This is a genomic window from Microvirga makkahensis (genome assembly GCF_009830105.1).
GTDB lineage: Bacteria > Pseudomonadota > Alphaproteobacteria > Rhizobiales > Beijerinckiaceae > Microvirga > Microvirga makkahensis.
The window spans coordinates 19040-32963 of record NZ_WURB01000017.1 but is presented as its reverse complement, the minus strand read 5'-3'; the positions used below and the strand labels follow the sequence as shown (position 1 = coordinate 32963).

The 13924-nt window shown below is 61.4% G+C and carries 12 protein-coding genes and 1 pseudogene; 6 read left to right on the top strand and 7 right to left on the bottom strand.

What is annotated here, in order from left to right; genetic code table 11:
* The first annotated feature begins 21 nt into the window (after positions 1 to 21).
* Both lhpI and GR328_RS18990 read left to right on the top strand, forming a co-directional pair.
* Entirely contained in the window at positions 22 to 966 is a 945-nt protein-coding gene (gene lhpI / locus GR328_RS18995; protein WP_160886585.1) for a bifunctional Delta(1)-pyrroline-2-carboxylate/Delta(1)-piperideine-2-carboxylate reductase, read from the top strand.
* 28 nt (positions 967 to 994) lie between these two features.
* Positions 995 to 2167, top strand: coding sequence for an MFS transporter (locus tag GR328_RS18990; protein WP_160886583.1), 1173 nt, complete (start codon positions 995 to 997; stop codon positions 2165 to 2167).
* A 400-nt stretch (positions 2168 to 2567) separates the two neighbouring features.
* Here the strand turns inward: GR328_RS18990 and GR328_RS18985 are convergent, their stop codons facing one another.
* Positions 2568 to 3080, bottom strand: coding sequence for a hypothetical protein (locus tag GR328_RS18985; protein WP_160886581.1), 513 nt, complete (start codon positions 3078 to 3080; stop codon positions 2568 to 2570).
* Positions 3081 to 5020: 1940 nt separating this feature from the next.
* Here GR328_RS18985 and tnpB point away from each other — a divergent pair.
* Positions 5021 to 5422 (top strand): IS66 family insertion sequence element accessory protein TnpB, encoded by a 402-nt coding sequence (tnpB, locus tag GR328_RS18980; RefSeq protein WP_160886579.1) that lies wholly within the window; start codon positions 5021 to 5023, stop codon positions 5420 to 5422.
* A 64-nt stretch (positions 5423 to 5486) separates the two neighbouring features.
* Positions 5487 to 6968, top strand: coding sequence for an IS66 family transposase (gene tnpC, locus GR328_RS18975; RefSeq protein ID WP_160886659.1), 1482 nt, complete (start codon positions 5487 to 5489; stop codon positions 6966 to 6968).
* Between the two features lie 279 nt (positions 6969 to 7247).
* On the opposite strand, the gene GR328_RS18970 is transcribed toward tnpC, so the two are convergent.
* The 3 genes from GR328_RS18970 to GR328_RS18960 all read right to left on the bottom strand — a co-directional run bounded on the left by GR328_RS18970 (position 7248) and on the right by GR328_RS18960 (position 10552).
* Positions 7248 to 8315, bottom strand: a complete 1068-nt coding sequence (locus GR328_RS18970) for a spore photoproduct lyase family protein (protein WP_160886577.1) — start codon at positions 8313 to 8315, stop codon at positions 7248 to 7250.
* Positions 8316 to 8495: 180 nt separating this feature from the next.
* The gene (gene uvsE, locus GR328_RS18965; protein WP_160886575.1) at positions 8496 to 9542 is read right to left on the bottom strand and encodes a UV DNA damage repair endonuclease UvsE; all 1047 of its coding nucleotides are present in this window, start codon (positions 9540 to 9542) and stop codon (positions 8496 to 8498) included.
* Positions 9539 to 10552: a DHH family phosphoesterase gene (locus GR328_RS18960; RefSeq protein ID WP_160886573.1), complete on the bottom strand. Its 1014-nt coding sequence runs from the start codon at positions 10550 to 10552 to the stop codon at positions 9539 to 9541. The genes uvsE and GR328_RS18960 overlap by 4 nt, the downstream gene beginning before the upstream one ends.
* 288 nt (positions 10553 to 10840) lie before the next feature.
* Between GR328_RS18960 and GR328_RS27540 the strand changes: the two are divergent.
* A pseudogene (locus GR328_RS27540) lies at positions 10841 to 11497 on the top strand (deoxynucleoside kinase).
* A gap of 22 nt (positions 11498 to 11519) precedes the next feature.
* Here the strand turns inward: GR328_RS27540 and GR328_RS27535 are convergent.
* From GR328_RS27535 to GR328_RS28060, 3 genes are read right to left on the bottom strand one after another with little or no spacing between them, the layout of a single operon-like run.
* The gene (locus GR328_RS27535) at positions 11520 to 11798 is read right to left on the bottom strand and encodes an SDR family oxidoreductase (RefSeq protein ID WP_246215969.1); all 279 of its coding nucleotides are present in this window, start codon (positions 11796 to 11798) and stop codon (positions 11520 to 11522) included.
* Positions 11799 to 11823: 25 nt separating this feature from the next.
* Positions 11824 to 12162 (bottom strand): SDR family NAD(P)-dependent oxidoreductase, encoded by a 339-nt coding sequence (locus GR328_RS27530; RefSeq protein ID WP_343039427.1) that lies wholly within the window; start codon positions 12160 to 12162, stop codon positions 11824 to 11826.
* Positions 12163 to 12169: 7 nt separating this feature from the next.
* A complete protein-coding gene (locus tag GR328_RS28060) occupies positions 12170 to 12532 on the bottom strand; it encodes an SDR family NAD(P)-dependent oxidoreductase (RefSeq protein ID WP_281352011.1) in 363 nt (120 codons plus the stop codon).
* A gap of 259 nt (positions 12533 to 12791) precedes the next feature.
* Here GR328_RS28060 and GR328_RS18940 point away from each other — a divergent pair, with 259 nt between their 5' ends.
* Positions 12792 to 13895, top strand: coding sequence for a spore photoproduct lyase family protein (locus GR328_RS18940; protein ID WP_160886567.1), 1104 nt, complete (start codon positions 12792 to 12794; stop codon positions 13893 to 13895).
* Positions 13896 to 13924: the final 29 nt, after the last annotated feature.

The following is a 13924-nucleotide window of genomic DNA, read 5'->3' as shown; positions in this document are numbered from 1 at the left end:
TGGTCCTGAGAGAGCCGAGCCATGCGCCACTTCACCAATAGCGAGATCATCGCGAGTCTTGACTGGCAGCCGCTGGTCGAGGCCCTCCGGGAGGGATTCCGCCGCGGAGCTCACAGTCCTCCGCGGCCCCACTACACCGTCTCGGTGCCGGACGCCCGCGATGCGACCCTGTTGCTGATGCCTGCTTGGAGCGAAGGCCGCTATATCGGCCTTAAGACGGCAACGGTCTTCCCGGACAACGGGCGCCTCGGCCTCCCGACCGTGACGTCCTACTACATGCTCATGAGCGCCAAGGACGGGCGGTTGGTCGCAACCCTTGACGGAGGCGAATTGACGGCCCGCCGCACCGCTGCCGCCTCCGCCCTCGCCTCCAGTTATCTCTCGAGGCCGGATTCGTCCCGGCTCCTCATCATCGGCACCGGCAAACTCAGTCCGAACCTCGCTGCGGCTCACGCAGCCGTGAGACCGATTGAGGAAATTGCCATCTGGGGACGCGACCGGAGCAAGGCGGAGGCAGTGGTCGGCCAACTGGCCGAGCAGGGGATCAAAGCGGCCATCGCGGACAATCTCGAGCAGGAGGTGCGGAGGGCAGATATCGTTTCATGCGCCACTCTCTCAACCGAGCCCCTCGTGCGTGGGGCTTGGTTACGGCCAGGTATCCACCTCGATCTTGTCGGGGCATTCACACCGACAATGCGGGAGGCTGACGATGAGGCACTCCGTCGGGCACGGGTCTTCCTCGATACCCAGGAGGGTGCGATGACCGAGGCAGGGGAGATCGTTCAGGCCATGGCCAGCGGTGCCCTGCAAGGGGAGGACATTCAGGGTGATCTATTCGACCTAGCGCGGGGCGATGCCCAAGGGCGGTCAGGGCCGGATGAGATCACGCTTTTCAAGTCTGTCGGGTGCTCGCTCGAGGATCTTGTCGCAGCCGAATTGTGCTTTGTCCGCTGTGCCGGACGCTGACGATCGCTCCGGGAGGCACAGGCCGACAATGTCTGGGCGGCAGAAGTCCGCTGCGGCCTCACCTGAATGGGGACTGGCTGGCGTTTACGCCGTTTCCATCATGGCCCGCACGACCGTGATGGCACTCATCCCGGTTATGGCCTATCACATTCTCGGAACGGCGCAGCATGTCAGTGAACTCTACTTCGCTGCAAGCCTGATAGGGATCGCAGTAAGTCTGTGCCTGCCGAACCTTCTGCTGCGATTGGGGCGCTGGCCCGTTTTCATTTCCGCCGCGGCAGGTGGGATAGGTTCTGCCGCGACACTCGCCAGCGGGACACTGCCTGGGCTCGCAGCGGGATTGGTTCTCCATGTTCTCATGGTCCTCGTGTTTGAGAACGTGATGAGCCTTTATGTCCTGCAATACGTTCCTCGTCGGAGCCTTTCCGCTTTCGAGCCGCGCCGCGTCCTGCTCGCCGGTGTTGCCTACGGTCTGGGACCATGGCTAGGGGCCTGGCTGACCGAGAATGTCGGTGCCTGGAGCCCACTGACGTTGAGTGCTGCATGCGCCATCGTAGTGCCGCTGTCGATCATTCTGCTCAAGCCGATTTCCGAACCCCGAATGCCCGCGCCATCGAAGGGCGTGGGGCACTCCGATGTCAGGCTGTTCCTGTCGCAGCCTCGGCTGCGCTTGGCCTGGCTTCTCGCCACGATGCGGGCGTCGTGGTGGTGCATGTATATCGTCTACACGCCGATTTTGGCGGTTAGCCAAGGCCTGGGAGCCTCGGTTGGCGGTCTCATGATCTCGATTGGGTCAGCATTGCTCATGCTGGCACCATTCTGGAGACGTGTCGTCGAAATGACGGGAATGCGCAGGCTGCTGCTCGGTGCCTACGCAGTAAGCGGTGTTGGAACGCTCGCGACCGGCTTCCTCTCCGAAGTTTCGGTTTGGGCAAGCGTAGCGATGCTGCTGTTCTCTGCTTTTGCCATGAGCGCCATCGATGCGATTGGAAACGTGCCGTTTCTCCGAGCCGTCCGTCCGCACCAGCGAATGGCGTTGACACCCATCTACAATACCTACCGTGATGTGGCGCAGGTGGCTCCAGCGGGCCTCTTCGCAATCCTGCTGATGGCCCTTCCATTGCCTTCGGTCTTCATTATGACGGGAGCGCTGATGGTCCTTGCCTCAGGTTTTTGTCGATATCTACCTCGCCGCCTCTGAGGCGATGGGCAGGCATGCCTTGATCGGCGAGAAGTAGCTTGGGCCGAAGCATGAGGTCGGATCCCCCACGTGGGCCAAAGTTCGGCTCCAACAGACAAGTGTCTTAAAGATTATGACTTACTCGCGCGCTCAAGACCTTTGTGACGGTTATCGAGCCTGTTGTTATCCAGGTTCGAGAGACGCCATCTCCCGAGATGGCATAAGCACTCTAAGGTCCGTTCCTGGCACGAGGCGGACCTTCTCCCGACTTCCGTGTTCGGCCACTAAGCGGACGTTCGTTCGGCGATTTTAAGTCCCACCGCGATCAGACAAATGGTGATGAGGAAATCGATTAGGCCCGAATCCTCAACATTCTGGTTGAATCATGCCGACGTATGATGGTTCAGCTCGAACGAAGATATCAGTCGTAGCCGGTACGCTTGAAGGCTTTGGTCATCCGGGAATGCTGCTTCGAAGCTGTCTTAGATCGATCTTGGTGAGTAGGCTTTTCCAGTACGGCTGCTGCTTCCGATAGTGACAGCATCTCAGGCCATTCTGGCTGTTTCTCCTTACCCTTCCTCCAATTGCTGTCGAGTAACCTATCAAGCGCCTCACGAGCACCGATCTCTCTTGCAGTAAACTGATAGAGACCCGCCTCAGCCAGTTTGAGCTTCACAGCAAAGGGATACACGAAGCCAGCGATGATGATGTGCTGCCAATCTTCCCAGTTTCGGCTGAGATCGGATTTTGGGCCTCGATGAGCCGTCGCGTTGCGCAGCTCGTAAAGCTCCTTCATCCATTTCCAGCGCAAAGGCCAGGTCTTTTGATCAGCCGCATACTTCGGATCGGGTTTGATCCGTTTGGATTGAGAGATCGCCCTAACCTCATAGGGTACCCAAAGGGGGGGCGAACGTTCTGCCCATTGCTTGCGCAACTCGCTCCTTCTGGAGTGGCTTAGGTTCGAGCAGTCGCTCAAACGCCATCGCGGAGAGCATGAGACAGCTGTCCAAACTAAGCTCTTGCGTCTCAGAGTGGCCGAGGAAGAAGAACTGAAGAGAGGATGAAATGGGTTCCCAAGTCGGATTCCCAGTCCGATATGCATCGGTCAGAGCGTCAGCCAGCCGGGTTCCGATGATCTCGCATCTGGTTCCCTGAACCTGCCGAGGCTGCTGGAACTTCACATTGTCCCTTGTTGTATGGAGCCGAAGATCGTTACCTCGTCGAGGGAAGTGTAGGGAAAATCTGTTGGAGCCCGCCTTGATGCCGTGCCCTACCAACTGGAACATCGAGGCGTTCAGGTGAGGGCTGAAATGCCCCTCAAGAAAGCGCTGCTCCGCCATGCAGGACAACGCAAGCATTTCGGTTGCCCGGCGAGCTTGGCTCCACAGGCGGTCTGGGTTGTCCCATCTCCGCTGATGTCGTGGCCTCAGGAGCATCGTACAGCTTTGGATTGGGTTGCCACTGAGATCGACATAGTGCTGGAAAGCCTGTTTGACGGCATCGGTAATATCCGAGTCGACCACCTGGGCCGGCTCGTTTGTGTCGATGGGCATGAACTGGATTCCCCCAACCGTGATCGGATGGGGAAGGGTGACCCACGGCAAGAACATGATACGCCCAGACAGGGGCAAGGTGGCTCTCCAGATGGCCGGATAAATGCGCCCGAATGGGCTAGGAGCGGATGGTGTATCACTTCCGAGGTGCTGGATCAAAGCACCAATCAGAGCCGTCGGTTGCGACGAGCCACTGAGTGAACCTCGTTAGAAAGGAACAGCGCCCAGTCGTTCACCCTATGCGATCGACCTGCCCAGAGTCCTCTCGGTGCTGGAAACCATAAATGCGAGGGTTTGCCGGTCGGCCTTATGGCAGGCCTCAACATGCCGCCAATAGATCGCCCAGCGCATCCATTTCGGCTTCAGAGGCAGCTTCTGCAGCAGGTTTGGGCTCCCACCGATACGAGCCCGTGCCTTGCGCGCTCGCCGACGAGCCTGCTCATCTGCACTCTCCCGCTGCACGGCGTAGCCCAATTGATGTGTCTGCTGGGATGCGAACACACTAGCCTTCGGAGGAAGGTGGAGCTTCATCACCCGTCGGCCGACCCGAGGGCACACGAACCACCACCGGCGACCCCCGAAGGGTGGCGTACTGGCGACAAGGCGAATGGTTTGGTCACACAGGTGGACAGGCCTCCCGAACAGGTCGAAGTACGTAATGCGGCTCAGATGAAGGAGGCCAGTATCCTCATCCAAACAGGTGTTGAACGCAGCTCGGCATTTCGAGCGGCCATCGGCCCATGCCCATTGCAAGGTGCCGGATTGGGAGGTGCCACCAGCAAGGTTGGCACTCATGAGGCTGCGAATATCAAGCGTGATGCTGTTTTCAACCGTCGGCCGTCCGCCGCCACACCTGGCCATTCCTTCGCTCCCAATCCTAAATTTCTTGGCTAACCCTACATTTTCTCTAACTTCGGTCAGCTCACCTCCAACAGCTCCCACGCGGGCCGGCTCTCGCGCGAACGGCGCCCCAACCAATACGAGGTCAGCGTACCACTCACCGATCGAATAATGGCCCGCTCGTCATTCAATGAGACAATGCAGTCCGTCTCCCTCATCACGAACGCGAGTCCGATGCTGTCATAGCGAGGAGCTGGCGCCACTGGGTGGAGCCCAAACAGGTCCTCAGATCCCCAGCCCATCACAAAAGCCCCAGGGCCTTTACCCCGGTTGTTGTCGCTCCTGATCCATCCCAGCCCGCACCGGCACCCTGTCGTGCGGCGGTGATCGAGATTGCCGTGGAGGGCGCCGTCATTCGCATACCGCAGGGCGTCGACGGATCGACGTTGACCACCATCCTGCAAGCGCTCAAGAGCCTGCGATGATCGGCCCAACCGGCACTGTCCGCGTTCTGGTGGCGACCAAGCCCGTGGATATCCGCAAAGGAGCCGAGGGTCTCGCCGCACTCGTGCGTGAGACCATGGGGGCGGATCCGTTCTCGGGGGCTGTTTACGTGTTCCGCGCCAAGCGCACGGATCGCATCAAGCTGGTGTTCTGGGACGGCAGCGGCGTCGTTCTCGTGGCCAAGCGATTGGAGGACGGCGAGTTCCGCTGGCCCAAGATCCAGGATGGCGCCCTTCATCTGTCGGCGGCGCAGCTCTCCGCTCTGCTCGAAGGCTTGGATTGGCGTCGCGTGCATGAGGCACGTCAGACCACAGCGCCGTCAGCGGCGAGTTGGAGCGGAGGCAGCATCAAATCCCTCGCATCACGGCGCGAAGCATGATTCACTGCGCTTCGTGACCACCGCATCCCCCGCTTTGCCCGACGATCCCGTCCTGCTCAAAGCCATGCTCCTGGCCGAGCAGGCCGAGAGCGAGCGGCTGCGCCAGATCATCAAGGAGTTGCAGCGTTACCGCTTCGGTCGCCGCGCCGAGACCCTGCCGGAAGATCAGCTGCTGCTTGCTCTCGAGGAGGTCGAGCAGGTCGAAGCCGCCGGCAATGCGCAGAGCGAGATGGAACAGCCGGACCGGCGTGCGGCCCGCGCGGCGCATCGGCACCGTAACCGCGGCTCTCTGCCGGCACACCTGCCGCGCATCGAGAACGTCGTGGATATCGACAGCCGATCCTGCCCCTGCTGTGCAAACCCACTGCACCGGATTGGCGAGGATATCTCCGAGCGGCTCGACATCGTGCCGGCGCAATTCCGGGTGCTGGTGACGCGTCGGCCCAAATACGCCTGCCGCCGCTGTGAGGGCATGGTGGTGCAGGCTCCAGCCCCGGCACGCCTGATCGAAGGCGGGTTGCCCACGGAAGCGACCGTGGCGCATGTGCTTGTGGCGAAGTATGCCGATCATCTGCCGCTCTACCGGCAGGCTCAGATCTACGCCCGGCAGGGTGTCAGCTTGGATCGCTCGACCCTGGCGGATTGGGTGGGCCGCGCCGCCTTTCTGCTGCGGCCCGTGCATGAGCGATTGTTCGAGAAGCTCAAGGCTTCCGGCAAGCTCTTTGCTGATGAGACCACCGCGCCCGTGCTGGATCCCGGCCGCGGACGAACCAAAACGGGTCAGTTGTTTGCTTATGCGCGGGATGATCGGCCCTGGGGCGGTACGGATCCGCCCGGGGTCGTCTATGTGTATGCGCCGGATCGCAAGGCCGAACGGCCGATCGCGCATCTGGCGGGCTTTATCGGCGTGCTGCAGGTCGATGGCTATGGCGGCTACAAGGTGCTGGCCGGGCGCAATCAGGTGACGCTTGCGTTTTGCTGGTCACACGTGCGGCGCCGCTTTTACGAGCTGGCTGCGGCCGGTCCGGCACCGATTGCGAGTGAGGCGCTCACGCGCATCGCCGAGTTGTACAGGATTGAGAGCGAGATCCGCGGATGCTCGCCCGAGGAGCGTCGCACAGCCCGGCAGGAGTGCAGCCGACCGGTGCTGGATGAACTCGAGCCGTGGCTACGCTCCAAGCTTGCGATCATCAGCCAGAAATCGAAGCTGGCCGAGGCGATCCGCTATGCGCTCTCGCGTTGGGAAGGCCTGACGCGGTTTGTCGATGACGGACGGGTTGAGATCGACTCCAATGTGGTCGAGCGCTCGATCCGGCCGCTCGCTCTCAATCGCAAGAATGCTTTGTTTGCCGGATCCGATGGCGGCGCGGAGCACTGGGCGATGGTTGCGTCGCTGATTGAGACCTGCAAGCTGATCGGGGTCGAACCCTATGGCTACCTGGTGGATGTGATCACCCGCATTGTCCAGGGACATCCCAACAGCCTCCTCGATGAGCTGCTGCCGTGGTCCTATTCCGCCGCGCAAGATCTCAAGACCGTGGCCTGAGAACATCGCTTACGGGAAAGGCGGTATACCGCCCCTTGGGGAGAGCCTCGGCGTAGCGCCGGGCTGCATCAGGGAGATCACCGGGAAGACCAGGGATGGGCATGAGGGCTCATTGGGCTGGTTGCACGTGTCCTCAGAGCAAGCAGGTGCCCACCCTAACTGAGAAGTTAGCGCACCTGTCTCCGGCGAAAAGATGCACCGAGGCCCAGGGCTGCTTTGAAGGGATCTTGCCTCGATCCTGCGGCGTCCTGCTCTGGGCCGTTTCGTTACATTTCACCTCTAGAACGCGTAACGCACCGTACAGTAGGGAAGCTTGTCCGCCAGTAGGTTCTGAAAACGGGTGAGCCACTGCTGCTTCCAGGCCGCCTTGTAGCGCAGGTTCAGCATGCCACCCTCAGACCGCTTCACCTCCTGCAGGTCGGGGCGCCACAGGTACTCCTCAGCCTTCGGATGCCAGCGCAGGTTCACCTCGTGCAGCGGTTCGTTATGGGTCAGGAAGATGATCTCGGCGCGTAACTGCTCCTTGGCCTCAGGCGAGAGGGTGTCGTTGATCTGCTCGAACAGCGGCTGATAATCCTGCTCCCAGCCCTCGTAGACAATGACCGGCGAGAAGTTCAGGTGAACCTCGTAGCCAGCCCGCACGAAGTCGTTGATCGCCTCGATGCGCTCCGCGATAGGCGAGGTGCGCACATCAACAACCTTGGCGATCTTCTCCGCCATAAGCGAAAAGCGGATGCGCGTCCTGCCCTGTGGATCATAGGAGAGCAGGTCACGGTTCACGAACTTGGTCGCAAACGACCCCTTGGCATTCGGCAGACGCCGGAATAGGCCGACCAGATCACGGACATTGTCACAGATCGATGCGTCCACCGACAGATCGCCGTTCTCGCCGATGTCGTAGACCCAGTGCAGGGGGTCGACCTGGTCCGGAGAGGGCAGGGTGCCTTGCCGTGTCACATGCCGTGCAATGGCCGCGCAGGCCTCCTCGATGTTGACGAAGATCGAGATCGGGTTGGCATAACCCTTACGGCGCGGGACATAGCAGTAGGCGCAGGCCATGGCGCAGCCGTTTGACGTCGAGGGGGCAATGAAGTGGGCACTGCGGCCGTTCGGACGCATGGTGAGGCCTTTCTTCACGCCCAGCACCAAACTGCTGCGCTTGATCCTCAGCCAGTCCTCAGCATTGCCCTCATTGCCGTGCAGGGACGGGATCTTCCAATGCGACTCAACGTAGGTGCGTTCGGCATGGGGGTACTTGGCCAGGATTTCCTGGCCGCGAGCATAGCTTTCCACGGCCGGCTCAAGATAGATCCGCTCGATATCGATCAGTTGCTTCGGGAGGGCCATACAGGATTCCAACAGCCTGCAATACCGATGCGCTGAGCACCAGTAGATGCGGAGTCATTCAGGCAGGTTCAGGATCCAATATGGTCACTTGCATCCGGAATTTCAGCGTCTTGCAATCGTGAATCGCACGCGACGGGGAGCAAAAAGAAGCGCAATGTTCAAGGGCCTGACAATGGAGAATCAGGCACCGGCATCGGGCTCGGTATCCAGCAGGGCGGCCTCCTCCTGCTCCAGAAGCGGCGCTTCGGATGCGCTCAGGCCAAACCGCGCCGCTACATCGGGAGCGTAGCGCAGCAGGTCCGGCCGCAGCCGAATGAGCGCGAGATCCTTTACCTTGGCCTCAAGCATCACGTCGAACGCAAGACCGTCCACAGTGCGCATAAACGTGATGAACTCGAACGGATTGCAGAAGTCCGCATGGCCCGTCCATACGGGCGCGACGTTCACTATCGTGCTCTTGCGGGTCTTGCGGTCCGTGCGCTTGACCTGGCGGAGTTCGGTGCGGGGTGAGGAGAAGTGAACCTTGGGTTGCTCACCCGCTGGCCAGGTTCTGAGGATGGCCTCGACCGTCGGCCGCAACTCCAGCCCTTCCGGGTTCAGGCACCAAAAGTGCTGATGGTCGAAGACCAGCCTCACCCCCGTATGCTCATGGATCCAGAGGATGTCGGCCGCGCTGAAGCGGATATCGTCATGCTCCAGTACAAGTCGCCGGCGGACCGGCTCCGGGAGGATTTTCCAAGTCTCCACCCAACGTGCGGCACTGGCCTGGCGGTCGCCGTATATCCCACCCACATGGATCACCAGCACCGCTTCCGGTCCAAGGTCCATCAGGTCGAGCATCTCGGCCTGGGAGGATAGATCCCAGATGCTCTTTCCCACCAGCTTCGGGTCAGGGCTGTTGAGCACCACAAATTGCGAGGGATGGAAGGAGAGGCGGATGTCCAGGCGCTTGGCTTTTGCCCCAAAAGCTTGCAGCTCGGCGGCGCTGTCCCGCACCATGCTGTGGAACTGCGGCATGTCCGGGTGCGTGGCGTAAGGCGCGATATCCGACGACATCCGGTACATCCGGATTCGGTGGTGGTCCAAGTAGTCGAGGATTGTGTCGAGGTATTCGAGCGAGACCTTCAGATGCGGATTGCTGCCGGAGCGCCGGGCATCGTTGCTCTTGAGGTCCGGCTGTCCCATGATCTTGACCGGAAAGCCGAGACGAGCAGGCTGAGGGCTCATAGCTGCACCATCACGTCAGGCCCGAAGCCAAGCTTGGCAACAAACAGGTTCCACGCTTCGGGGCGCAGCGCGCCGCCTGTCGCCTGCCTGTGACCGCTGCCGTAGTTCTCGTCAGCCCCTGGAGGAGCGTTCTCCCTGAGGAAGGCAATCAGATCCAGATCAAGAGCTGTGCGGACGGTAAAGTGGATCCAGCCTGGCCGGTAGCCGGTGTTCGCCGCAAGAACGATATTGTTCTTGAGGCGGCCGCGCCAGGCTTGCGCCACCAGCGGATGGATCTGGCACGGCGAGTTGAAGCCGATCAGTGCTACGTTGCCTTTGACCTTTGGGGGGACGCGCTTGGCGGCCTCCAGTTCCCGCTTGACCTCCTCACGAGCGGCTTGGAGGAGGCCGGTCTCCGGGTGCTCGCCAGAAAGGATCTCCTTGGGTCCATTAGCCTTTATGAGGAGGTCAAGAGCGGGCATTGCGTCTCCGCTGGAGCTCCGGCGCAGGGCGTTGAGGAGCGAGGTTGCCTCCCGCAGCGCCGTGATCCCATACAGTCTGCGCGCATCCTCCATTTCCTGAAAACCTGACTTCTCGGCCATGTCACCGATGATGCCAAGCGCCGCGATCCAGAGCAGATCCTCAACCTCGGCGATGGCCGCGGCGCACCAGTAGGCCAGCAGACTGGATGTGGGCACCGGGTTCATGGGAAAGCCCGAGATCACGGTTGCCGAGCCTGGAGTTCCGGCAGGCACGTGGTGGTCGATTATCACCGTCTTCAACTCTCTCAGGATATCGCCTTCGCGCACCCCCAGATCAGCGACGATCAGGCCGCCGACCGGAGCATTGGACAGTTCGGTGCGCATCGCCTCCGACCAGGGACTCTCACCCCGTCCCACAATCCGGGTATGAAGCGTACGACCCGACCGACGGAGCGCCCGAGCCAGCAGGGCCATGGCCGAGAGACCGTCTGCATCGCTGTGCCCAAGGATCAGCACGGGAGCATCGGTCCTGAACCTGTTCAAGGCCATGCGGAAGGTCTGCTGAACAGCAGAGCTCGGGCTTTCAGCTGGCATAACATCTCACACGCGAGAGGGCACCAGCACTCCAACGGCCGGTACGAGCGAGAGTTCAGCTGCTCTGGGAAGCGTCTGCCAGAACACAGATATGGATAGAACGCCCACGCATTTAGCATTGCCAGCATCGGGGCGGCGCAGACGTTCGCCATTCAAGCCATTCCGAATGTCGAAAGAGGCCAGGAACATCCGGCTCTGATCCAGATTGGTAGAGTGGCGAATTCTGGAGAGTTGGGTCGTATCATGGTGCGATTGGAGATCGCCGGCGGAATCGGGGCCGGGAAGACGACGCTCGCCCGTGTTCTTGCCGACTCCTGGGGCTCGGGCCTGGTGCACGAAAACGTTCCCGACGTGCCCTTCTTCAGCAAGTTCTATGCGGCTCCGCAGACCTACGGACTTGAGAAGAACATCAGCTTTCTCCTCTCCCATGTCGATCTCATTCGGGACTCAATGAGAAGCAACGGCGGCGTTGCCGTTTGTGACTTCGCCCTGTTCTAGGATCTATCATACACGGACGTCAGCTGCTCCTCGGCTGATGCGAGGGCTGTGGAGGGGATCTACCACCGCTTGATCGACCGCATCGGGCATCCCTCGCTTGTGGTGCACCTGCGATGCACGCCCGATACCCAGTTGCGGCGTATTGCGCTCCGCGGCAGGAGCCAGGAGGCAGGCATCGAGCGCGCCTACCTGGTGGAGCTATGCGCAGCCATCGACCGGCGGCTGGAGCAGCTGCAATCAGAGTCTCCTGGCCTAGCCGTGATCGAAGTTGACACCGATGAGGTGGACTACGCCACAAATCCTGCGTCAGCCCAAGCCATCGCGAGCGAACTTACCTCCTCCATGAAGTTGCCGACCGAGGTGCTCCACGTCCCTGCCGGCGCAGCCGAAAACCAAGCTTAAGCATCTCCGCCGAGTACCTGCGTTACCGGCGTGCTCTGCTTGCGGCGACAAGCCCAAGCGCCAGACCGCCGAGGATTGCTGCAGTTGGGACTGGATGCATCTGAGCTTGCAGGTAAGGACTGTTCTTGAGAACGACCGGGTACCCCAGGCTGCTGCGCTCGGCTCCATCCTCGCGGGGGCTATAAAGATTGTCCCGGCGGGCGGGAATGCCCGGGGTGCTGGTCTTCTGGGCCCAGTACCCGACAGCCTCCATTAGCCGGTCGGTCAGGCGCGGGAACAGCCTGCCCATCAGCGGAGCCATCTTGCCGCCAAAGCCGACGGTGAGCTCACGCCGAGGGTGTTCGCAGGCAAAGAGGATCGCTTTCGCAACGAGGGTAGGGGGAGTAGACCGGTGGCGGAACCTGGATGCCTGTCCTGAGATAGTTGCGGGCATGCTCCGGAAAGGGCGTGTCGATGGAACTCGGCTTGATGTGGGTGACGGAGATCGGGGCACCCTCCCGCTCAAGCTCCATCCGAAGGCCGGTCGTGAAGGCTCGAACCGCGTGCTTGGCCGCGCAGTACGGGCCCTGAAGGACAACAGTGCGATCGCCCAGCACACTGCCGATGTTGATAATAGCTCCGCCCCGCCGACGCAGATGCTTGGCGGCCTCAAGGGAGCCATACACCACACCCTCAGTAGTTGACGTCGAGGACCCGGCGGTGATCCTCGATGGTGACTTTGTCCAGCTCGCCCCCTGTTCCCACCGAGGCATTGTTCACCCAGCTGTCGAAGCCGCCGAAGCGCCCCATCGCGGTTCGGGCGATCCGTTCGTGGTCCTCCCGCCGGCTGACATCCGCCGCTACATAGTGGACCCGGGCTCCGTCCGCCCGCAGCTCCGCCGTAATCTGTCGCAAGGCCTCCTCGTTGCGGGCGACAAGGAGGACGCCGGCTCCCGCTCTCGCAGCCATCCGCGCCGTGACCAAGCCGATGCCGCTCGATGCGCCAGTGATCACGATTCCCTGCTGGTGGAGGAGTCTCAGATCAGGATTGCTCATTGGATGGATCGCCGGGGTACATAGAAACAACGCACCAACGCACCGCGATTACTTCAGTTCAGCATGTGACACATCGGTTGTGCCTCCCGGCTCTGCTTACAATCGGCCGCTCCAACACCCATATGAGAGGAAGCAATGAGGCTGGCGCGCCAAGCCGCCCTAGGCCCGTCTTGTTGGGGCCAATTCCATTGACCCCACAGCACCCGAGCTGCCGGCCGAAATATCCCAACCAGAGGCATGTGCCGTGTTGCATGATCCCGTGAGTGCTTCCACACTCAATCCGCGACCACAGACCCGTCCATCGTCACCCAGGCTCTGGCGGCCGAAACGTGTGCTCGTGACGCCGGCTGCCATGGAGTGGAAGTATGGCCGAGCCATTCTGGAGCGGGCTGCTGCGCTTGGGTCTGAGATCGTGGAGCTCAAGAGCAATCGCCTGACCGGCCTTACGGGCGAGAATGCCCGGCAAACCTACGTGAACGCCAAGACAACCCTTGCCGTTGTGGTCGCGCCTCCCAGCAAGCGCCGCCTGCAGCCGATCCCGCCCAGCGCGGACTGGCGCGTGGATCTTGCGGAGGGATGCCCGGCCCATTGTCAGTACTGCTACCTGGCCGGCTCCCTCTCAGGGCCGCCCATTACCAGGGTCTATGCCAACCTGCCGGAAATCCTCGGCAGCCTGTCGGACTACGTAGGAAAGGGTGGAGTGACCTCCGTTTCCGAGGAGAGGGCGCATGAGGGGACAACCTTCGAGGCGTCCTGCTACACGGATCCGCTTGGGATCGAGCACCTGACAGGCTCCCTAGCGGAAACGATTGCGCACTTCGGGTCCTGGCAGGCGCCCGTGCAGCTGCGCTTTACGACCAAGTATGATGCCGTCCAGCCTCTGCTCAACCTTTCCCACCAGCGGCACACCCGGATCCGCTTCTCGGTCAATGCCCAGCCGGTGGCGCGCTTCGAAGGTGGCACGGCACCGGTTGCAGCCCGGTTGCGTGCCATGCGCCAAGTGGCTCTGGCAGGCTACCGGGTCGGTCTGACGGTTGCGCCCATTATGCCGGTGGAAGGCTGGCGGGACGCTTACAGCGCCCTCTTGCACGAAGTGGCGCAGCAGTTGTCCGACGTTCCGGATCTCGACCTGACGGTGGAACTGATCACCCATCGCTTCACGCCGGGCTCGAAGAGCGTTCTGAACGAATGGTATCCGGGCTCCGACCTGGAGATGAACGAGGAAACACGCGCGCGCAAGATGACCAAGTTCAACTCGGTCAAGTACGTGTACATGCCGGACGTCATGCGAGAGATGCGTGCCTTCTTTGACAAGGCTGTCAGCGAGCACCTTCCTGGAGCCCGGATCCTTTACTGGACCTGATCCGCGGGGCAGGAACCTCACGGGGAGCC

Bases quoted from the DNA above. Each gene is read 5' to 3' on its own strand.
- GR328_RS18990 (WP_160886583.1), top strand. From the start codon at position 995: ATGTCTGGGCGGCAGAAGTCCGCTGCGGCCTCACCTGAATGGGGACTG.
- uvsE (WP_160886575.1), bottom strand. From the start codon at position 9,542: ATGAGCCCTCAGCCTGCTCGTCTCGGCTTTCCGGTCAAGATCATGGGA.
- tnpB (WP_160886579.1), top strand. From the start codon at position 5,021: ATGATCGGCCCAACCGGCACTGTCCGCGTTCTGGTGGCGACCAAGCCC.
- GR328_RS18970 (WP_160886577.1), bottom strand. From the start codon at position 8,315: ATGGCCCTCCCGAAGCAACTGATCGATATCGAGCGGATCTATCTTGAG.
- GR328_RS28060 (WP_281352011.1), bottom strand. From the start codon at position 12,532: ATGAGCAATCCTGATCTGAGACTCCTCCACCAGCAGGGAATCGTGATC.
- GR328_RS18960 (WP_160886573.1), bottom strand. From the start codon at position 10,552: ATGGCCTTGAACAGGTTCAGGACCGATGCTCCCGTGCTGATCCTTGGG.
- lhpI (WP_160886585.1), top strand. From the start codon at position 22: ATGCGCCACTTCACCAATAGCGAGATCATCGCGAGTCTTGACTGGCAG.
- tnpC (WP_160886659.1), top strand. From the start codon at position 5,487: ATGCTCCTGGCCGAGCAGGCCGAGAGCGAGCGGCTGCGCCAGATCATC.
- GR328_RS27535 (WP_246215969.1), bottom strand. From the start codon at position 11,798: ATGGCTCCGCTGATGGGCAGGCTGTTCCCGCGCCTGACCGACCGGCTA.